Source organism: Labrenzia sp. R5_0 (assembly GCF_017743835.1).
Lineage (GTDB): Bacteria > Pseudomonadota > Alphaproteobacteria > Rhizobiales > Stappiaceae > Roseibium > Roseibium algicola.
The window spans coordinates 580,192-600,294 of sequence record NZ_JAGHRK010000001.1 but is presented as its reverse complement, the minus strand read 5'-3'; the positions used below and the strand labels follow the sequence as shown (position 1 = coordinate 600,294).

At 60.1% G+C, this 20,103-nt stretch carries 16 protein-coding genes and 1 tRNA gene; 9 read left to right on the top strand and 8 right to left on the bottom strand.

Going from position 1 to position 20,103, the window contains the following annotated elements; all coding sequences use genetic code 11:
- Positions 1–44 precede the first annotated feature (44 nt).
- From J7447_RS02785 to J7447_RS02750, 8 genes are all read left to right on the top strand, one after another.
- On the top strand, positions 45–1,001 hold the full coding sequence (locus J7447_RS02785) for a substrate-binding domain-containing protein (RefSeq protein ID WP_031268970.1): 957 nt from the start codon (positions 45–47) through the stop codon (positions 999–1,001).
- Between the two features lie 90 nt (positions 1,002–1,091).
- Positions 1,092–2,147: a sugar phosphate isomerase/epimerase gene (locus tag J7447_RS02780; RefSeq protein ID WP_022999994.1), complete on the top strand. Its 1,056-nt coding sequence runs from the start codon at positions 1,092–1,094 to the stop codon at positions 2,145–2,147.
- A 249-nt stretch (positions 2,148–2,396) separates the two neighbouring features.
- On the top strand, positions 2,397–3,557 hold the full coding sequence (locus tag J7447_RS02775) for a Gfo/Idh/MocA family oxidoreductase (protein ID WP_022999993.1): 1,161 nt from the start codon (positions 2,397–2,399) through the stop codon (positions 3,555–3,557).
- A 459-nt stretch (positions 3,558–4,016) separates the two neighbouring features.
- Positions 4,017–4,970, top strand: a complete 954-nt coding sequence (gene ytfQ, locus J7447_RS02770; RefSeq protein WP_152511528.1) for a galactofuranose ABC transporter, galactofuranose-binding protein YtfQ — start codon at positions 4,017–4,019, stop codon at positions 4,968–4,970.
- A 77-nt stretch (positions 4,971–5,047) separates the two neighbouring features.
- The gene (locus tag J7447_RS02765) at positions 5,048–6,562 is read left to right on the top strand and encodes a sugar ABC transporter ATP-binding protein (RefSeq protein WP_075281237.1); all 1,515 of its coding nucleotides are present in this window, start codon (positions 5,048–5,050) and stop codon (positions 6,560–6,562) included.
- Positions 6,562–7,602 carry an ABC transporter permease gene (locus J7447_RS02760; protein ID WP_209168684.1) on the top strand — a complete coding sequence of 347 codons (1,041 nt, stop codon included), beginning with the start codon at positions 6,562–6,564 and terminating at the stop codon, positions 7,600–7,602. The genes J7447_RS02765 and J7447_RS02760 overlap by 1 nt, the downstream gene beginning before the upstream one ends.
- Positions 7,602–8,591, top strand: coding sequence for a galactofuranose ABC transporter, permease protein YjfF (gene yjfF / locus J7447_RS02755; protein WP_055659490.1), 990 nt, complete (start codon positions 7,602–7,604; stop codon positions 8,589–8,591). The genes J7447_RS02760 and yjfF overlap by 1 nt, the downstream gene beginning before the upstream one ends.
- Positions 8,537–9,307: a FadR/GntR family transcriptional regulator gene (locus J7447_RS02750; protein ID WP_209168683.1), complete on the top strand. Its 771-nt coding sequence runs from the start codon at positions 8,537–8,539 to the stop codon at positions 9,305–9,307. The genes yjfF and J7447_RS02750 overlap by 55 nt, the downstream gene beginning before the upstream one ends.
- A 152-nt stretch (positions 9,308–9,459) precedes the next feature.
- Here J7447_RS02750 and J7447_RS02745 read toward each other — a convergent pair whose 3' ends face one another.
- From J7447_RS02745 to chvE, 7 genes are all read right to left on the bottom strand, one after another.
- Positions 9,460–10,968, bottom strand: coding sequence for an aldehyde dehydrogenase (NADP(+)) (locus J7447_RS02745; RefSeq protein ID WP_062489646.1), 1,509 nt, complete (start codon positions 10,966–10,968; stop codon positions 9,460–9,462).
- Between the two features lie 27 nt (positions 10,969–10,995).
- On the bottom strand, positions 10,996–11,919 hold the full coding sequence (locus J7447_RS02740; RefSeq protein WP_209168682.1) for a Gfo/Idh/MocA family oxidoreductase: 924 nt from the start codon (positions 11,917–11,919) through the stop codon (positions 10,996–10,998).
- Positions 11,919–13,661: an L-arabinonate dehydratase gene (araD, locus tag J7447_RS02735; protein WP_055658459.1), complete on the bottom strand. Its 1,743-nt coding sequence runs from the start codon at positions 13,659–13,661 to the stop codon at positions 11,919–11,921. Before araD ends, J7447_RS02740 begins: the two co-directional genes overlap by 1 nt.
- Positions 13,662–13,664: 3 nt before the next feature.
- A complete protein-coding gene (gene araD1, locus J7447_RS02730; RefSeq protein WP_022999984.1) occupies positions 13,665–14,660 on the bottom strand; it encodes an AraD1 family protein in 996 nt (331 codons plus the stop codon).
- A gap of 4 nt (positions 14,661–14,664) precedes the next feature.
- Positions 14,665–15,909 carry a multiple monosaccharide ABC transporter permease gene (mmsB, locus tag J7447_RS02725; protein WP_209168681.1) on the bottom strand — a complete coding sequence of 415 codons (1,245 nt, stop codon included), beginning with the start codon at positions 15,907–15,909 and terminating at the stop codon, positions 14,665–14,667.
- Between the two features lie 11 nt (positions 15,910–15,920).
- Positions 15,921–17,435, bottom strand: coding sequence for a multiple monosaccharide ABC transporter ATP-binding protein (gene mmsA / locus J7447_RS02720; protein WP_022999982.1), 1,515 nt, complete (start codon positions 17,433–17,435; stop codon positions 15,921–15,923).
- A gap of 249 nt (positions 17,436–17,684) precedes the next feature.
- Entirely contained in the window at positions 17,685–18,764 is a 1,080-nt protein-coding gene (chvE, locus tag J7447_RS02715) for a multiple monosaccharide ABC transporter substrate-binding protein (RefSeq protein WP_022999981.1), read from the bottom strand.
- A gap of 156 nt (positions 18,765–18,920) precedes the next feature.
- Between chvE and J7447_RS02710 the strand changes: the two genes are divergently transcribed.
- A complete protein-coding gene (locus J7447_RS02710) occupies positions 18,921–19,877 on the top strand; it encodes a LysR substrate-binding domain-containing protein (protein ID WP_082444639.1) in 957 nt (318 codons plus the stop codon).
- Between the two features lie 63 nt (positions 19,878–19,940).
- Here J7447_RS02710 and J7447_RS02705 read toward each other — a convergent pair.
- Positions 19,941–20,016: transfer RNA gene (locus J7447_RS02705), tRNA-Phe, on the bottom strand.
- Positions 20,017–20,103 lie beyond the last annotated feature (87 nt).

The window sequence follows — 20,103 nt, the reverse complement described above, 5'->3', positions numbered from 1 at the left end:
GACGGGAGAAGTGCGTCCAGATGGCAGCATTGAAGGAGGAAGCAATGCTCATGAAGAAAGCTTTGGGAGTGATCGCGGTAACCGGTGCGCTGGCCTTTGCGGGCGCTGCGGTTGCACAGGAAAAAATCAAGATCGGCGTCAGCTATCCGACCCCGACCCATGCCTGGGCAGCCGGCATGAACTGGCACGCGGAACAAGCGGAAAAGCGGCTTGAGGCGCTTTATCCGGACGTCGATCTCATCCTGGTGAACTCGCCGGATCCGGAAGCACAGGCAAGTGCCCTGGAAGACCTGGTCTCCGTTCACCAGATCAAAGCCCTGGTAGTTCTGCCGTTCGAATCCGAACCGCTGACCGACCCGGTGCTGAACGTCAAGAAATCCGGTGCATGGATCACGGTCGTCGACCGCGGCCTCAGCCAGCCGGGCATCGAAGACCTTTATGTGGCCGGCAACAACCCGGAACTGGGCCGTGTTTCCGCCCAGTACATGAAGACCCGCCTGAAGGACGGCGACAACATCGTCATCCTGCGCGGTATTCCGACGGTCATCGACAATGAGCGCTTCGACGCGTTCATGGCCGAGATCGAAGGCTCCGGCATCAACGTGCTCGACCACAAGCACGCCAACTGGAACCGCGACGACGGCTTTGAAGTGATGCAGGACTTCCTGTCCCGCTTCCCGGACATCGACGCGGTCTGGGCCCAGGACGACGACATCGCCATTGGCGTGGTTGCCGCCCTGAAACAGGCTGGCCGTGACGGCGACGGCATGTTCGTCGTTGGCGGTGCCGGCATGAAGGAAACCATCAAGGCAATCATGGATGGCGATACCCTTATTCCGGTCGACGTTCTCTATCCGCCGGCGATGATCGCCACCGCCATGGACCAGACGGTTGCCGCCTTCAAGTCCAATGGTCCGGTTGCCGGCCGCTACATTCTCGGTGCAACGCTGATCACGCCGGAAAATGCTGAAAACTACTACTTCCCGGATTCGCCCTTCTAAGGCTTCGGGACGTAGCAGGCCGGGGTCTTTCGCGATGGGACCCCGGCCCTTTCCACCTCATCTCACCTTCCCCTATTTCTGGAGAATGTCATGAAAACCATAAAGGGTCCGGCGTTGTTTCTCGCCCAGTTTGCGGGGGACGAAGCGCCGTTCAATTCCTGGGCGTCGATCACGAAATGGGCCGCGGATTGCGGCTATCTTGGCGTTCAGGTACCCAGTTGGGACAGCAGGCTGATCGACCTTGAAAAAGCAGCCAGTTCCAAGACCTATTGCGACGAATTCATTGGGACAGCGCGCGAGAACGGTGTCGAGATCACCGAGCTTTCAACCCACTTGCAGGGCCAGCTCGTTGCCGTGCACCCGGCCTATGACACGGCTTTCGACGGCTTTGCCGCGCCGCATGTCCATGGCAATCCTGCCGCCCGTCAGGCCTGGGCGGTCGACCAGGTCAAACTGGCCCTAGCCGCAAGCCGCAATCTCGGCATTTCAGCGCACGCCACCTTTTCCGGCGCGCTTGCCTGGCCCTATGTCTATCCGTGGCCGCAGCGTCCTGCCGGACTGATCGAAACCGCATTTGACGAACTTGCCAGACGCTGGCGTCCGATCCTCGACTATGCCGAGGAAATGGGGGTTGATGTCTGTTACGAAATTCACCCGGGTGAGGACCTGCATGACGGCATCACCTTCGAGATGTTCCTGGAGCGCGTCAACGGTCACGACCGCTGCAAGATGCTCTACGATCCGTCCCACTATGTGCTGCAGTGCCTTGATTATCTGGACAATATCGACATCTACAAGGACCGGATCGGCATGTTCCACGTCAAGGATGCCGAGTTCAACCCGACCGGACGTCAGGGTGTTTATGGCGGCTACCAGTCGTGGGTCGACCGCGCCGGACGCTTCCGCTCCCTTGGCGACGGCCAGGTCGATTTCGGAGCCGTCTTTTCCAAGATGGCCGCGAATGATTTCGATGGCTGGGCCGTGGTTGAGTGGGAATGCTGCCTGAAGCACCCTGAAGACGGGGCCCGGGAAGGCGCAGACTTCGTGAAGGCTCACATCATCCGCGTGACCGAAAAGGCCTTTGACGATTTCGCCGACGGCGGCAGTGACGAGGCAGCCAACCGGAAAATGCTCGGGATCAACTAGAGTTTTGACTTCGACGAGGCAACAATTGGACGGGTCGGCGACGACGCTCGCCACCTCTCACTCTCGTCATGAGGAGGACCGCCCGGTCCGTTTCGAAGGATGGGCTGCAATCTTGAAAACAAGTGGCCCCTCCCTCGAAAAAGCGCATCCGCGCTTCCTCAGCATGAGGTTTCTATGTATGTAAACAACGCGTGTAATCGATTACAGCGCGCGGCACGATAGAACAGAAACAGTTTCAGGAGGAGCGATATGGCCATCGAAGGAAAAGACACCGTGCAGACGCGCCCGATCCGGCTCGGCATGGTCGGCGGCGGCAAGGATGCCTTTATCGGCGCCGTTCACCGAATTGCCGCGCGCATCGACGGCGCCTACGACCTGGTGGCGGGCGCCCTGTCTTCCACCCCGGAGAAAGCGCTTGAGTCTGGCCGCGCGCTCGGCCTCAAGGAAGATCGCATCTATGGCTCCTTCGAGGAAATGGCCAAGCGTGAAGCCCGGCTGAAAGACGGCATAGAAGCCGTTGCCATCGTCACGCCGAACCACATGCACTATCCGGCGGCGAAGGAATTCCTGAAACGCGGGATCCATGTCATCTGCGACAAGCCTCTGACTTCGACCCTGGCCGATGCCAAGAAATTCGTGAAGGCTGCGGAAAGCTCCGATGCTCTCTTCTTCCTGACGCACAACTACACCGGTTATCCAATGGTTCGGCAGGCACGCGAGATGGTGGCCAGTGGCGACCTCGGCACGATCCGCGTCGTTCAGGTGGAGTATCCCCAGGACTGGCTGACGGTGGAACAGCACAACAAGCAGGCTGATTGGCGTACCGACCCGGCACGCACGGGCCTTGGCGGCTCCACGGGCGATATCGGCACTCATGCCTATAATCTTGCCTGCTTCATCACAGGCCAGTCGGCGGAAAGCCTTGCAGCCGACCTGCAGTCCTTCGTTCCGGGCCGTCAGGTGGATGACAACGGCCACGTGATGCTGCGCTACGCCAGTGGCGCGCGCGGCATGCTGTGGTGTTCGCAGGTAGCACCGGGCAACGAGAACAATCTCAAGATCCGGATCTATGGCGACAAGGCCGGGCTCGAGTGGCACCAGGAAGACCCGAACTATCTCCACTACACGCCTTTCGGAAAGCCGAAGCAACTGCTGACCCGGGGCGGTGCCGGCATGCTCGACAGCATCGCCTCGGCCACACGTGTGCCGCCAGGACATCCGGAAGGCTATCTGGAAGGCTTCGCCAACCTCTACAAGGACGCTGCCGATGCCATCCGTGCCCACCAGTCCGGCAAGGACGCCAGCTCTCTGGTTCCGGGAATCACGGACGGACTTGCCGGCGTGCGCTTTGTCGACGCCTGCGTCCGCTCTTCGGCGAAAAACGCTGCCTGGGTGAAGCTGGACGGATAGTCTTGCCTATCGTCGCACTTCACGAAGCCCGGGCTCTGCCGCCCGGGCTTTTGTCGTTTTCAGGGCACTCTCCCTCGAGAAAGCAGGGCCACGAAACGACATCCTTGCCGCTCTTGGCAATTCCACACGGTGGAGTGTGCTGTACCCTGGATCTTGACTTGGACCGGGAGGGCGAATGGCGGGCCTCCCCCCTTCCTCGTCGCGCCATGGCTCAACCGTGGTTTCCATGCCCCTTCCTGACCTCTGTCACACCTCCTGGAAATGGCCCCGCATTGGCGTGGATTGCCGGATCAGGCCCGGAAACGATGAAGGAAAGAGGCAATCCAGATCGTTATTTTTTCATTATTACAGATACTTACCCATCCCGTTCGCACCGCACAACGCTACTCGCTTTACAAAAGTAATAAAGTATTACTTAATGATTTTTGTGAGGAGAATATACCTTGTGGAGGAGACCCTATGAAACTCAAGGCAATGCTTATTGCCGGGGCAATGTCGTTTGTCCCGATGACCGCCATGGCTGCCGATCTGACCATCGGTTTTTCGCAGATCGGATCTGAATCCGGTTGGCGTGCAGCTGAAACAACTGTCACCAAGCAGGAAGCTGAAAAGCGCGGCATTGATCTGAAATTTGCCGATGCCCAGCAGAAGCAGGAAAACCAAATCAAGGCGATCCGGTCTTTCATCGCACAGGGTGTCGATGCAATCCTGCTCGCTCCTGTGGTTGCCACCGGTTGGGACGAAGTCCTGGAAGAAGCCAAGGATGCCGAGATCCCGGTCGTGCTGCTTGACCGGACTGTCGACGCACCGGAAGATCTTTACATGACCGCCGTCACGTCGGATCTGGTTCATGAAGGCAGCGTCGCTGGCCAGTGGCTGGTTGATGAAACTGCCGGCGAGAAGTGCGACATCGTCGAACTTCAGGGAACAACCGGTTCCAGCCCCGCCATCGACCGCAAGAAGGGCTTCGAGCAGGCGATTTCCGGCCATGACAATCTGAACATTGTCCGTAGTCAGACTGGCGACTTCACCCGCAGCCAGGGCAAGGTCGTCATGGAAAGCTTCCTGAAGGCCGTTGGCGGCGCCAACATCTGTGCCCTTTATGCCCACAACGACGACATGGCCGTCGGCGCCATCCAGGCGATCAAGGAAGCCGGCCTGAAGCCGGGTGAAGACATCAAGATCGTCTCGATCGACAGTGTTCCGGACATCCACCTGGCGATGGCAAACGGCGAAGCCAATGCCACGATCGAACTGACCCCGAACATGGCAGGCCCGGCGTTGGACGCGCTTGAAGCCTTCCTTGCAGATGGCACGATGCCGCCGAAGTGGATCCAGACCGAGTCCAAACTCTACACGCTCAAAGATGATAACATGGCCATCTACGAGATGAAGAAAGACCTGGGATACTAAGAACGATCCCGATGCCGGGCGGCCTGCCGCCCGGCATCTCAAGGTTCAGGAAGTCCGACTTCGGGGGAAGCCGATACATGGCGAGCGTAACCGACCCTGTGCTCGAATGCCGGGGCATATCCAAATTCTTTCCGGGGGCCATAGCGCTGGATGCAGTGGACCTGACCCTTTATCCGGGTGAAGTGCATGCGCTGCTCGGCGAAAACGGGGCCGGAAAATCCACCCTGATCAAATGCCTGACCGGTGCCTATCGGCGCGATGCCGGCACCATCCTCCTGAACAGTCAGGAAATCTCGCCCAACAGCACTCAGGACAGCCAGAAACTGGGTATCGGCACCGTCTACCAGGAAGTGAACCTGCTGCCGAACCTGACTGTTGCGGAGAACCTTTTTCTCGGCCGCCAGCCGATGTGGCACGGGTTCATTTCCCAGCGCAAGATGATGAAGATGGCGCGGGATCTGCTTGCCGAATTCGGCCTTTCCGTCAATCCGGCCGAACCGCTGTCGGCCTATTCCGTCGCCGTACAACAGGTGGTCGCGATTGCCCGTGCCGTCGAGCTTTCCGGCAAGGTTCTGATCCTTGACGAACCGACGGCCAGCCTCGACCGGGATGAGGTCGACCTTGTTTTTTCCGTCATTGAAAAACTGAAGGCGCGTGGCCTTGCCATCGTCTTCATCACGCATTTCCTCGACCAGGTGTTCGAGATCTCCGACCGGGCAACGGTGCTGAGAAACGGCCGTGTGGTTGGCACCCGTCTGCTTGCAGATGCAACCCAGACCGAGATCGTGACGCTGATGCTCGGCCGGCAGCTGGAAGATCGCATTCACGACCGCGCCCCGTCGGCAACCGGTGACACATTGATAGAGCTGACGAACTTCGGCAAACGCGGCATGATCACGCCGTTTGACCTGACCGTGCGCAAGGGCGAAGTCGTCGGACTTGCCGGGCTTCTGGGGTCCGGACGTACGGAAACTGCCGAAATCATCTTTGGCGCCGTGCAGGCTGACCAGGGCGAAGCGCTGCTGGAAGGCAAGAAAGTCACCATCAAGAACCCGCGTGAGGCCGTCGCGCACCGGTTTGCGCTCTGTCCGGAAGACCGGAAGAGCGACGGTATCGTCGGCGATCTTTCCGTGCGGGAGAATATCATTCTGGCTCTGCAGGCCCGACAGGGCTGGTTCCGGCCACTCCCGAAAGCAAAGGTCAATGAACTGGCGGAAGCCTATGTGAAGGCCCTCGACATTCGCCTCGCCAGCCTGGACATGCCGATCCGCCTGCTTTCTGGCGGTAATCAGCAGAAGGCACTGCTGGCAAGATGGCTGGCGACCAATCCGGCCTTCCTCATCCTGGATGAACCGACACGCGGCATTGATGTCGGCGCCCACGCGGAAATCATCGCCCTTATCGAGAAACTGCGCGAAGACGGCATGGCGCTTCTTGTGGCCTCGTCCGAGCTGGAAGAACTCGTCGCCTATTCCACCCGGGTGATCGTGCTGCGTGACCGGCGTCAGGTATGCGAACTTGCCGGTGATGACATCACGACTTCCAACATTGTCGCGGCCATTGCCGACGAACCCATGGCGGAGGCCGTTTGATGACCGCACATGTTCACAACACCCTCCGGCGGATCACCCCGCAGCTGATCATCCTCGCTGCCGTTCTGATGTTGAACTTCATGGTATTTCCGGATTTCTTCCGGATAGAATTCCAGAACGGGCGCCTCTTCGGCAATCTGATTGACGTGCTCAATCGTGGCGCGCCGACCGCCCTTCTGTGTATCGGCATGACACTGGTCATCGCGACCAGAGGCATCGATCTGTCGGTTGGCGCCGTCATGGCAATTGCCGGTGCGGTTGCCGCTTCCCTTGCCGTGGATGGACACGGCTGGCACGTCGCCCTTACCGGTGCGCTTGCCGTCGGTGCGATCTGCGGCCTGTGGAACGGCGTTCTGGTTGCTGTCCTGCGCATTCAGCCGATCGTCGCAACGCTTGTGCTGATGGTGGCCGGCCGGGGCATTGCGCAGCTGGTGACGGAAGGAACAATCCTGACCTTCCTGGATCCTGGGCTCATCCACCTGGGCGCCGGCACGATCCTGGGCATTCCGACCCCGATCCTGATCTGGATCGGGCTCGGGCTCGCGGTTGCGGCAGTGGCCCGCAAGACAGCGCTTGGCATGCTGATCGAGGCAATCGGCATCAACGAGAGCTCTTCGCGCCTTGCGGGCATCAACAGCCGCGTGCTGATCATCTCTGTCTATCTGATTTCCGGTGTCTGCGCGGCACTGGCCGGCGTTATCGTCGCGGCGGATATCAAGGGGGCAGATGCCAACAATGCCGGTCTCTGGCTGGAACTTGATGCCATCCTGGCGGTGGTGATTGGTGGCAACTCGCTGCTTGGCGGGCGTTTCTCGATCATGGCGTCGCTGCTCGGAGCCCTGATCATCCAGTCGGTCAATTCGGTGATCCTTCTGTCCGGCATGCCGCCTGAATTCAACCTGGTCATCAAGGCACTGATCATCATCGCGATCCTGGTTATCCAGTCTCCGACCGTGAAACACGCGCTCTACATCTTGCGGGCTTCTGCGGAGCCCCAGCCGTCCGACCCCATCAAGGAAGCGAAAGAAAGCCCGCAATGATCCGCTCCACTCATCTGCCGCTTCTGATCACCATCGCGACTTTCGTGCTGGCCTATACGCTGTGCGCGTCGCAATACCCGGCGATGCTGTCGACACGGGTCGTCGCGAACCTTCTGACAGACAACGCCTTTCTTGGAATAGCCGCCGTCGGCATGACCTTCGTGATCCTTTCGGGGGGCATCGATCTTTCGGTCGGCTCGGTGATCGCCTTTACCGGCGTCTTTCTGGCTGTGATCCTGAGGGATACCTCGATCCATCCGCTGGTCGCCTTTGTCCTGGTACTGGCGATCACCATTTCCTTCGGTGCGGCGATGGGGGCGATGATCCACTATCTGGAGATGCCGCCCTTCATCGTCACGCTGGCAGGCATGTTTCTGGCCCGCGGCGCGGCCTATGTGCTGTCGACCGACAGCGTGCCGATCACCCACGAGTTCTATGACACACTGCAGTCGCTTTACTGGAAGGCTCCGGGCGGCGGACGTTTCCGGCTCACCGGCATGATCATGCTGCTGACCTTCCTCGTCGGCATCATCGTCGCCCACCGCACCCGCTTCGGCCAGAATGTCTATGCACTTGGCGGCGGGCTGTCGACGGCCCGGCTGATGGGCGTTCCCCTGGCAAGGACCACCATCGGCATCTACGCAACGTCAGGCGGCCTTGCCGGACTTGCCGGGATCATCTTCTCTCTCTACACGTCCGCCGGCTATTCACTGGCGACGGTAGGGGTCGAACTCGACGCCATCGCGGCGGTGGTGATCGGCGGCACATTGCTTACCGGCGGCACTGGTTTTGTCGCAGGCACATTCTTTGGCATTTTGATCATGGGGTTGATACAAACCTTTATCGTGTTCGACGGAACGCTTTCGAGCTGGTGGACAAAGATCGTGATCGGCGGTTTGCTCTTCGGCTTCATCTTGCTTCAGAAGGGACTCACTTGGGCAACGACACTGCGCAGAAAACCAGCGACAGAGTTCGCCGCGCAATCATGACCTTCGTCGCCACCGGCGGGTTGGGAAGCCAGATCGGAAACCATACCGATCAGGTTGTCGAGCAACTGGGAAGAGCCATCGTTGCAGGTGAGTATCCGCCGGAAACGATGATCCCCCTGGACCCGGACATTTCGGAAATGTTCGACGTCTCGCGCACGGTGGTGCGGGAAGCGAAGAAGACGCTGATCGCAAAAGGCCTGATCCAGTCGAAAGCCAAGGTTGGAACCCATGTCCGGCCCGCATCCGAATGGAACATGTTCGATCCGGACGTCCTGCGCTGGCACGCCGCGCTCAACAACCAGCGTCCGTTTCTGGAAGACCTGTTCGAGATCCGCCTGATCTTCGAACCGGCGGCGGCAGGCAGCGCCGCCAAGCGCGCAACCGATGCGGAATGCGTGACCCTGTCCAAACTCTGCGACAACCTTGCCACCGGCAAGGACAGGGCTGCCGTGGCCGTGGCCGATCTGGAGTTTCACAAGATGATCCTGAAGCTCTCCGGCAATCGCTTCCTGCAGTCACTTGGAGATCTCGTTCAGGCCGCGCTGTATTCCCTCTTCATTGCCGAGGCCAACGAGCGCAACGACCAGGAAACCTACGAGTTCGTCGAGCGTCACCGCGCCATCGTCACGGCCATCAAGGCCGGAGACGCGAAGGGAGCCCATGACGCCATGGTCGCCGTCATCCTGGCCGGCCGGAAGATCGAACTGAATATCTGAGGCTTCAAACTTGAAAAAACGCCTCATCCTGAGGAGCGCACTTGTGCGCGTCTCGAAGGATGGGCCACTTGTTCAGAGCAAGGTGCCCATCCTTCGAGACGGACCTGAAGGTCCTCCTCAGGATGAGGTCGTCATTTGATCGCCCACCCGGCTCAGCTGGCCGGCAGCAGGTCGTCCGGCAGGTTCTGGTAGCAGACCGGGCGCAGGAAGCGCCGGATAGCCATCGTGCCGACGGAGGTGGCGCCGAAGTTGGTCGATGCCGGGTAAGGCCCGCCGTGAACCATGCTGTCGGCAACTTCCACACCGGTCGGGAAGCCATTGGCAAGCACGCGGCCTGCCTTGCGCTCCAGCACCGGCATCAGCTTGCGGGCAAGGTCCTTGTCGCCTGCATCCATCTGCAACGTGCAGGTGAGCTGGCCTTCCAGGCCCTTGGCGATTTCCAGAAGCTGTGCTTCATCCTTCACGCGGACCACGATGCCGAGCGGGCCGAAGACTTCCTCGCCCAGTTCCTCGTTGGCCAGCCAGTTGTCGCCGGTGGTCTCGAAGACGTAAGGCGCGGCTTCACGGGTCTCGCAGGACGTGCCGATCAATTCGCGGACACCGCTGGAAGCGGCAACCCGCTTGGAACCGGACCGGTAGGCGGCCGCGATTCCGTCTGTCAGCATGGTCTGCTTGCCAATGCCGCCGAGGGCTTCTGTTGCTGTCGCAACGAAGGCGTCCGCATCCGGACCTTCGAGCACCAGGATAACACCCGGGTTGGTGCAGAACTGGCCAGCGCCCATTGTCAGCGATCCAGCCCAGCCCTTTGCAATTGCCTCGCCGCGAGCGGAGAGCGCCGCCGGCAGCAGGAACATCGGGTTGACCGAACCAAGTTCACCAAAGAACGGGATCGGCACCGGGCGCTGTGCGCACATGTCGAACAGGGCACGGCCGCCACGCAGGGAGCCAGTGAAACCAACGGCGGTGATCAGCGGGTGCTGAACTAGCGCCTGGCCAACCTCGAAACCATTGCCCTGGATGAAGGAGAAGACCCCCGGATGCAGGCCGCAGGACTTGATGGCTGCGGCGATCGCCTCGGCAACAATCTCACCGGTGCCCGGATGGGCCGGGTGGCCACGGACGACCACGGGGCAGCCGGCAGCCAGAGCCGATGCCGTATCACCGCCGGCGGTCGAGAATGCCAGCGGGAAGTTGGAAGCACCAAAGACCGCGACCGGCCCGATCGGGCGCTGGACCAGCTTCAGGTCCGGGCGCGGCAGAGGCTGGCGGTCCGGCAGGGCTTCGTCGTGACGCTTGTCGAGATAATCGCCTTTCAGAATATGCGAGGCAAACAGGCGCAACTGGCCGGTGGTGCGACCACGCTCGCCCTGAAGACGCGCTTCCGGCAAACCGGTTTCGGACGTGCCGATCTCGGTGATGGCGTCCGCACGGGCTTCAATCTCGTCTGCAATGGCATTGAGGAATTTCGCCCGCTCTTCACTGCTGGAATAGCCATAGCTCCAGAAGGCTTCTTCCGCTGCGCGGCAGGCCGCGTCCACCTGGTCGGCAGTACCGACGGAAAAAGCGTGAGACGCACCATGCGCCGGTTCGGAGGTAAATGTTGCATCGCCAGCAACCCATTGCCCTGCAACAAGCTGCTTTCCGTGAGGCATAAAAGTCATGTCAAACCTTCTGGTTTTGAAGATGGATCAAAATTCGAACGGATCAGTGATGACGCGCCGCCCAAGAGAAAAGGCGTCGCACACATGGATCATCGGCGAGAGATCGACGTCGCTCGTGCCCGATTTCACCAGATCCGCCATACGGACGTAGAGGTTGGCATATTCATGGTTCGCCCCCTGTATAACGGGCTCACCGTCGATTTCCAGCTTCTCACCGCCAAGTGACAGCTTTGCGGCGCCTCGGTCGGTTTCAACGTCGATGTCCCATGTCTGAGGCCCTTCCTGACGCCAGTCGAAATCGGCGGACATTTCTGCGCCAACCGGATCTGCGAAGTTCAGCCCGGCGGCAATCGGCGTTGCCCGGTTCTCCGGAAACTCGAGCGTCGCACCGGTGAGGTGAACCGGATAAGGAAGAACCTCGGTCAGGATCGAGAGCGCATTGATACCTGGGTCGAAGACCCCCATGCCACCCGGCTCCCAGATCCATTCCTGGCCGGGATGCCAACGGCGAACGTCTTCCTTCCAGGTGATCTTGAGCCGTTTCAACGTGCGTTCGGCAAGGAATGCCTTCAGCGCCGGTACGCTATCGGCATAGCGGGAGTGCCAGGTGGCGAACAACGTCACCCCGTGTTCCCTTGCAAGTGCCTCCAGCGCATAGCATTCGGCAAGGCTCTGACCCGGCGGCTTTTCCAGCATCACATGCTTGCCAGCCTTCAAGGCCTTGGCCGCATACTCGAACCGAGGTTGCGGTGGAATGGCGAGCGAGACCGTGGTGATGTCCGGCCGCTTTTCCAGAAGCTCGTCGATCGTCTGGAAATGATCGATCCCGTCGACGCCGGCGTGACGGCTGACCGCCGCCTCCAGCTGCCAGTCCGGATTACCGGCGATTGCCGGAATGTGCTGATCGCGGGCAATCTTGCCGATGCCCACCAGCGCCAGTTTTTCTGCCATCAATGTGAATCCTTTGGCACGGCGGAACCGCGGCAGCCTTTCAGGAAGTCGAAATCGGCGCCGGTGTCGGCACCCTGAACGTGGTCATGGAACAGGCGGGCGTAGCCGCTGTCCGGAACATGGTGCGACGGCTTCCATGCTGCAAGCCGTGCGGACAATTCCTGTTCGGAAATGTCGAGATGGATTGTCCGGTTCGCAACATCCAGTTCGATCATGTCGCCGTCTTTCACCACAGCCAGCGGTCCACCGGCAGCCGCCTCCGGAGAGGTATGCAGGACAACGGTGCCATAAGCCGTGCCGGACATGCGCGCATCCGAAATGCGGACCATGTCGGTAATGCCTTTCTTCAGCACCTTAGGCGGCAAGCCCATGTTGCCGACTTCCGACATGCCCGGGTACCCCTTGGGGCCGCAATTCTTCAGCACCATGACGCAGGTCTCGTCGATGTCGAGGGCGTCGTCGTTGATCTTGGCCTTGTAGTCGTCGATATCCTCAAAGACCACTGCCCTGCCCTTGTGCTGCATCAGATGCGGCGACGCGGCAGACGGTTTCAGGACAGCGCCATTGGGGGCAAGGTTGCCCTTCAGAACCGCGATACCACCCTGGCTGGTCAGCGCCTTTTCCGCCGGCAGGATGACATCCTCGTTCCAGTTCTTCACATCCTTGACCTGGTCCCACATGGTCTCGCCGGAAACGGTGATGGCATCCTTGTTGAGCATGCCCGCCTCACCGAGGCGCTTGATCACCACCGGCAGACCACCCGCATAGAAGAACTCTTCCATCAGGTATTTGCCGGACGGCATCAGGTTAACGATGGTCGGGATGTCCCGACCTGCCTTGTCCCAATCATCGAGCGAGAGGTCTATGCCGACACGGCCGGCGATGGCCAGCAGATGGATGACCGCATTCGTCGACCCGCCGATGGCGCCATTGGTGCGGATGGCGTTCTCAAACGCTTCGCGGGTCAGGATGTCGGACGGTTTCAGATCGTCCTTCACCATCTGCACGATCCGCCGGCCGGAGAGATGCGCGATCACCCGGCGGCGGCTGTCGACAGCCGGGATCGCCGCATTGCCGGACAGTGCCATGCCGAGCGCCTCTGCCATAGAGGCCATGGTGGATGCCGTGCCCATGGTGTTGCAGCTGCCTGGGGACCGGCTCATGGCGGCCTCGGCCTCCAGAAACTCCTCCTGGGTCATTTCCCCAGCCTTCACCGCCTCGGAGAATTTCCAGAGGTGCGTGCCGGAGCCGACCCGTTCGCCCTGGAACCAGCCATTCAGCATCGGACCGCCGGTGACGACAATTGCCGGAATATCGACTGAAGCCGCGCCCATCAGCAAAGAGGGCGTGGTCTTGTCGCAGCCGACAAGCAAGACCACACCATCCAGCGGCGTGCCCCGGATCGCTTCTTCCACATCCATGCTGGCAAGGTTGCGGAACATCATCGCCGTTGGACGCAACGTGCTCTCGCCGGTCGAGAACACGGGGAACTCCACCGGAAAGCCGCCGGCCTCGTAGATCCCGTGTTTGACGCGCTCCGCCAGATCGCGCAGATGCGCGTTGCAGGGCGTGAGCTGGGACCAGGTGTTGCAGATGCCAATAACCGGGCGACCATCGAAGAGGTCGTCCGGCAGACCCTGGTTCTTCATCCAGCTGCGGTGATAGATGTGGTCACGGCTGGTGCCGCCGAACCATTCGGTCGACCGCAGTTTGCGCGGCCATTTCGCCGGTTTGAATGCCATGATCTAAAGAACCTTCACTTGAGCCGCCCCAGCTTCCGCAGCCTTGAAAGCCAAGCGGTTTTTCAGGGGAACGCCGAACCCCGGCGCGGAAATCTCGACCTCGTCCCCTTCGCGGCAGCCAATGCCATCGGCGAAGGAAAGCGTTGCCGTGCCGAACATGTGCACGTGCAGATCGCCCGGCTGGCGGAAAACGTCATACTTGAAATGATGGTGTTCCAGGTTCGCCAGCGTGTGGGACATGTTGCCTTCGCCCGACAGGAATGGCTTTTCCCAAAGCACTGCGCCGTCACGGTAGATCCGGCTGGTGCCTTCAACCTTCTCCGGAAGCGGACCGACCATCAGTTCCGGCCCAAAGGAGGCCGGACGCAGTTTGGAATGTGCCAGGTACAGATAGTTCTGGCGCTCCATCACGTGATCGGAGAACTCGTTGGCGAGCGCGAAGCCGACGCGGAACGGCGTTCCGTCTTCGGCAATAACATATACCCCGGCAATTTCCGGCTCCTCGCCGCCGTCCTCGCAGAAACCGGGACTGACAAGATCACCGCCCGGCGCCACCGCGCAGGATCCGTTGCCCTTGTAGAACCATTCCGGCTGGACGCCGACATGGCCCGGCTGCGGACGACCGCCTTCAAGGCCAAGCTGGAACATCTTCATGCTGTCCGTGACGTTGGCATCGTCGTTCTTCGCCTTGGCGTGCATGGCGTCACGAGTTGCTGCTGACCCCAGGTGCGTCAGCCCCGTGCCGGTCAGATGCATATGAGCTGCGTCCGGGTGGTCGATCGGCAGCAGCAAACGGCCTTCAGAGGCCAGCTGTTCCAGGTCGACCGCCGCGCCGAGTTCATGTCCTCGGATACATTCGGTCAGGCTCTGGCCCTTTGCGATGGCTTCCTGAACCAGCTCGTAGGTAGAGGCAACTCCCTTCAGGACAGAAGCTTCGCTGCCATTGCGGACGACCACGGCACGTTTGCCGGCATCATCCAGGATCTGGGAAATCAGCATAGCGTTACCCCTGCTTGTTCTTGTTGTAGACGTCGAAAATTACGGCTGCGAGCAGCACGAGGCCCTTGATCATCTGCTGGTAGTCGATACCGATGCCCATGATCGACATGCCGTTGTTGAGCACGCCCATGAGGAAGGCTCCGACGACCGCGCCAATGATGGTGCCAACCCCGCCGGACATGGACGCCCCGCCGATGAAGACGGCCGCAATCACGTCCAGTTCCAATGCGAAGCCGGCCTTGGGCGTTGCGGTGTTGAGACGTGCAGCGAATACGAGACCCGCGGCAGCAGCCAGAACGCCCATGTTGGTGAAGGCCAGAAAGGTCAGTCGTTCGGTCTTGATGCCGGACAGTTTGGCAGCCTTCTGGTTGCCGCCGAGTGCGTAGATCCGGCGGCCAACCGTCGTCGTTTCGGTGATGAAGGCATAGATGATCGTCAGGACGCCCATGGTGATGAGCACATTCGGCAGGCCGCGGAACAGGGACAGCTTGAACATCACGAACACCAGTGCCGCAGCAATGATCACGTTGCGGGCGATGAAGAAGCTCGTCGGCTCATCCTCGATGCCGTAGGCCTTGTTCTGTGCCCGCTGGCGCATGCCGATCCAGACCACAAGGGCTGCGGCCACGACACCGGTTGCGAGCGCAAGAACATTGACCTTGCGAGCACCGAAGAGATCCGCCAGTTCTTCCCCCATGCCGGCCGGAAACATGTCTGGTACGAACCCGGTGGCAATGATCTGGAATTCCTTCGGGAACGGCCCCACCGACTGACCTTCGAGAAGCCAGAGCGACAAGCCGCGGAAGACAAGCATGCCTGCCAGCGTCACAATGAAGGACGGTATTTTCCAATAGGCGACCCAATACCCCTGGGCCGCGCCGATCAGTCCGCCGATGGCCAGGCAGACGATCATCGTGATGTACGGCGATTGGCCGTAGTTGACGATCATGACCGCGGCGAGCGCCCCGATGAAGCCCATCACCGAGCCGACCGACAGGTCGATGTTGCCCGAGACGATGACGATCAGCATGCCGAGCGCCATGATGATGATGTAGGAGTTCTGCAGCAGCAGGTTGGTGATGTTTACTGCACGCAGCAGCGTGCCGTCGGTAACCACCTCGAAGAAGGCCATCACCGCAATCAGCGCGAACAGCAGTCCGTATTGCCGCAAATGCGAGGAGATATACTCGCCGATGCCCTTGGTCTTCACGACCGGCGTCGCATTGGTGTCGCTATCAGCCAGTTCCATGGGTTTTTCTCTCACTCGTTGACAATGAGCGACATGATGCGCTCCTGGCTCGCATCGCCGGCGGCAAGTTCACCGACGAGAGCCCCTTCGTTCATGACGTAGACCCGGTCGCACATGCCGAGCAGTTCCGGCATTTCCGACGAGATCATGACCACGCCTTTGCCCTGCGCGGCGAGGTCGTTGATGATGGTGTAGATTTCATATTTGGCGCCGACGTCGATGCCGCGGGTCGGCTCGTCCAGGATCAGCACTTCCGGCGCGGTGAACAGCCATTTGGCCAACACCACCTTCTGCTGATTGCCTCCGGAAAGGTTGACCGTTTTCTGAAACACCGACGGCGTGCGGATCGCCAGCGCTTCCCGGTATCTCTCGGCAACGCGGGTTTCCTCGTTGCGCTTGAGGATGGGCCCGGAGGAAACGCCGTTCAGGTTGGCAAGCGTCGTGTTGAACCGGATCGTCTCGTCCAGAACCAGCCCGAGGGCCTTGCGGTCTTCGGTGACGTAGGAGATGCCGGCTGCAATTGCCCGGTCCACGGTGCTGACATCAATCGGCTGGCCCTTGAGCTTCACCGATCCGCTGATGTTACGGCCATAGGACCGGCCGAAGATGGACATGGCCAGTTCGGTCCGGCCCGATCCCATCAGCCCGGCAATGCCGACGACCTCGCCAGCCCGGACATTGAAGGAAGCGTTCTTGATCACGCGCCGTTCGGAATGTTCGGGATGCCAGACGGACCAGTCCGTGACTTCCATCAGGACATCGCCCGGGGTTCGGCTGTGCTCCGGGAACCGATGTGTCATGTCCCGGCCGACCATGTCGCGGACGATATCGTCCTCGCTCAGGCCTGCCTTGGCGTCGAGGTTCGACACGGTCATGCCGTCACGGATCACCGTAACGCTGTCCGCGACATATCGGACTTCGTTGAGCTTGTGCGAGATGATGATGCTGGTGACGCCCTGCGCCTTGAGTTCCAGCATGAGATCAAGCAGCTTGCGGCTGTCGTTTTCCTGCAGCGCCGCCGTCGGTTCGTCCAGGATCAACAACTTGACGTCCTTCGACAGGGCCTTTGCGATTTCGACAAGCTGTTGCTTGCCGACGCCGATGGAGTCGACCTTGGTCGTCGGGGCCTCCGAAAGACCGACCTTGGCGAGCAGTTCTTCTGTCCGCTGGTTGGTTTTCCGCCAGTCGATCACGCCCTTGCTGGCGCATTCGTTGCCCAGGAAGATGTTTTCGGCAATCGAAAGCTGCGGCACCAGGGCAAGTTCCTGGTGAATGATGATGATGCCCTGCTTTTCACTGTCCGATATGCCGGAGAACCGGGCCGGTTCGCCTTCAAAAACAATCTCGCCGTCATATTGACCGTGCGGATAGACGCCGGACAGAACCTTCATCAGTGTGGATTTGCCTGCGCCATTCTCGCCGACGACGGCGTGAATTTCGCCCTTCTGGACATCCAGATTGACCCGGTCCAGCGCCTTCACGCCGGGAAAGGTCTTGCTGATGTTCTGCATGGAAAGGAGTGCCATCGACCCCGTTCTCCGAATTCCGAGGAAAGACCCGCCCACCGAGCCGGACAATCAGGGTCCGGGTCCATTCCGCTCTCCCAGGACTGCGAGGAAGAGCGGAATTGCCGTGTCGATGGGTGGTAAGTGCTGCCGGACCAGCGGAAGATCAATCGGATGGGATCGATCTTCCTGAAGCTGATCACGTCCAAAGTGGCGGAGCATCCGGTGTGCGCTCGGTTGAACGCAGGATGCTCCGGGGTGTTGTCGTTCTTATTTGACCTGGTCTGCAGTGTAGTAACCGCTGCCGATCAGGATCTCTTCCCAGTTGCTGGCGTCGACAGAAACCGGCTCCAGCAGGTAGGACGGAACAACCTTCACACCGTTGTCGTAGGTGGTGGTGTCGTTGATTTCCGGCTCGCCGCCACCCAGCAGGGCATCAACCATGCCGACAGTGACGCGGGCAAGTTCACGGGTATCCTTGAAAACGGTCGAGTACTGCTCGCCGGCCAGGATCGACTTCACGGACGGGACTTCGGCGTCCTGACCGGTGACGATCGGCATCTTCAGATCGCCGGAACCGTAGCCGACACCCTTGAGAGAAGACAGGATGCCGATGGACAGGCCGTCATACGGGCTGAGAGCGCCGTGCAGCTGCTTGTCGGTGTAGTGAGCGGACAACAGGTTATCCATGCGAGACTGTGCAACTGCACCGTCCCAACGCAGCGTGCCGACGGTATCCATGCCCATCTGGCCGGACTGAATGACGATTGTGCCATCGTCGATCAGCGGCTGCAGAACGGACATCGCACCGTCGTAGAAGAAGTAGGCGTTGTTATCGTCCGGAGAACCGCCAAAGAGTTCAACATTGTAGGGGCCGTCGCCGAACCGCTCTTTCAAGCCGTTCACGAGAGACGTTGCCTGCTGCACACCGACCTTGAAGTTGTCGAAAGTCGCGTAATAGTCGACGTCGCCACTGTCACGAATCAGGCGGTCGTAGGCGATGACCTTGATGCCGGATGCAGCCGCATTTTCAAGAGCGTTGGAAAGCGTGGTGCCGTCGATGGCTGCGATCACCAGAACGTCCACACCCTTGGTGATCATGTTCTCGATCTGGGCGAGCTGGTTCGGAATATCGTCTTCTGCGTATTGCAGGTCTGCTTCATAGCCGGCTTCGGTGAACTGCTCGACCATGGAATTGCCGTCGGAGATCCAGCGTGCCGAGGATTTCGTCGGCATGGCGATGCCGATGGAGCCTTTGTCCTGGGCCATTGCCGCGCCAGTCAGCGCCACGCCGGACATAAGGGTTGCTGCTGCCGCTACCGCGACAAGCGCCTTGGAAACAAATTTCATATCGTCCTCCCAGACCGGATCCCAGCCGGCCCAATTCAGTCACAGGCATTCACGGGTTGATGCCGGGGAGTACAAAATGGAAAAGTAACATGACGGTCAAATTATTATTCATTATCATTACATACCTTAATTGATATGAAATAATGGAAATCGGCCATGAGCTTGGACTTGCTGCGGCGGGGAATGAAAATCTCCCACTTGCGATTGCTCGCGGAGCTTGCAAAACACACTCGGCTCACCGACGCAGCAAGCGCTCTCGGCATGTCGCAACCGGCCGCTTCGCGTCTGATCTCCGAGGTTGAGCGCGTGGCAGAAGCCGACATTTACGTGCGATCGGGCCGCGGAATCGAGTTGACCGACATCGGCCACAAACTGGCCGAACGCTGTGTGCGCATCCTGCAGGAGTTTGCCGATGCGGGGCGCGATATCGAACAGCACAAGTCCGGCCAGAGCGGGCACGTCAGCATCGGGTCGGTGACGGGCCCTGCAATCGAATATGTCCTGCCCGCGATACGTCACGTGCGCCTCAGCTACCCTGATATTTCCATTTCGGTGGAGGTCGGTCCCAGTCTCGATCTGGCACCTATGCTGGAGGACGGGCGGCTCGACTTTTCCCTCAGCCGCGTGCCGGTGGATGAAGATCCGGACCTGTTTGAGGAACGCCCTCTCCTGCGTGAACCTGCCTGTCTGGTCGCCCGGACGGATCATCCGCTGACCCGCCTCGCAGCACCTGTGCCTGCAGAAGCCCTATTGGGTTTTGACTGGGTGCTTCCTCCTGTTGGCGCCCCGATCCGCACCACGACGGAACAGGCATTGCGCGACAAGGGGCTTGGACTGCCCACCAAGGTGCTGACGACGTCTTCGTTCCTGTTCACGGTTACGACTGTGCAGCGTACCAACGCGATTGCCGCTGTCGCCCAATCGGTTGCCTCAAGCTTTGCTGAAAATGCAGACGGAAGTCCGGGCACGATCACGGCCCTTGAAAGCGATCTCACCTTGTCGGTTGAGACCTATTCCTTCCTGACCCGAAAAGGCCAGGTTCTGACGCCTGTCGCCCGGATCGTGGCACGTGAAGTCCTGCGGGCAATCACGGGCGAAACGATAATCGCGTGATTGCGGATCGCAAGCCGAAGCGATGCAACGTCTTGAAAAACTTGACAAACTGTGGAGGGAGAGTGGTGCCCAGAGCCGGAATCGAACCAGCGACACGCGGATTTTCAATCCGCTGCTCTACCAACTGAGCTATCTGGGCGTGCCTTGCAAGTGGTCCGGGGCGAGCCCCGTTCGCTGAAAGCCCGGTCCTTATAGAGGCTCCCTGAAACCTTGTCCAGCACCCCGG

Coding starts and splice junctions, on each gene's coding strand:
- J7447_RS02740 (WP_209168682.1), bottom strand. CDS start 11,919: ATGGCAGAAAAACTGGCGCTGGTGGGCATCGGCAAGATTGCCCGCGAT.
- J7447_RS02785 (WP_031268970.1), top strand. CDS start 45: ATGCTCATGAAGAAAGCTTTGGGAGTGATCGCGGTAACCGGTGCGCTG.
- J7447_RS02760 (WP_209168684.1), top strand. CDS start 6,562: ATGACCGCACATGTTCACAACACCCTCCGGCGGATCACCCCGCAGCTG.
- J7447_RS02710 (WP_082444639.1), top strand. CDS start 18,921: ATGAGCTTGGACTTGCTGCGGCGGGGAATGAAAATCTCCCACTTGCGA.
- mmsA (WP_022999982.1), bottom strand. CDS start 17,435: ATGGCACTCCTTTCCATGCAGAACATCAGCAAGACCTTTCCCGGCGTG.
- ytfQ (WP_152511528.1), top strand. CDS start 4,017: ATGAAACTCAAGGCAATGCTTATTGCCGGGGCAATGTCGTTTGTCCCG.
- chvE (WP_022999981.1), bottom strand. CDS start 18,764: ATGAAATTTGTTTCCAAGGCGCTTGTCGCGGTAGCGGCAGCAGCAACC.
- J7447_RS02775 (WP_022999993.1), top strand. CDS start 2,397: ATGGCCATCGAAGGAAAAGACACCGTGCAGACGCGCCCGATCCGGCTC.
- araD (WP_055658459.1), bottom strand. CDS start 13,661: ATGGCATTCAAACCGGCGAAATGGCCGCGCAAACTGCGGTCGACCGAA.
- araD1 (WP_022999984.1), bottom strand. CDS start 14,660: ATGCTGATTTCCCAGATCCTGGATGATGCCGGCAAACGTGCCGTGGTC.
- mmsB (WP_209168681.1), bottom strand. CDS start 15,909: ATGGAACTGGCTGATAGCGACACCAATGCGACGCCGGTCGTGAAGACC.
- J7447_RS02780 (WP_022999994.1), top strand. CDS start 1,092: ATGAAAACCATAAAGGGTCCGGCGTTGTTTCTCGCCCAGTTTGCGGGG.
- J7447_RS02745 (WP_062489646.1), bottom strand. CDS start 10,968: ATGACTTTTATGCCTCACGGAAAGCAGCTTGTTGCAGGGCAATGGGTT.
- J7447_RS02765 (WP_075281237.1), top strand. CDS start 5,048: ATGGCGAGCGTAACCGACCCTGTGCTCGAATGCCGGGGCATATCCAAA.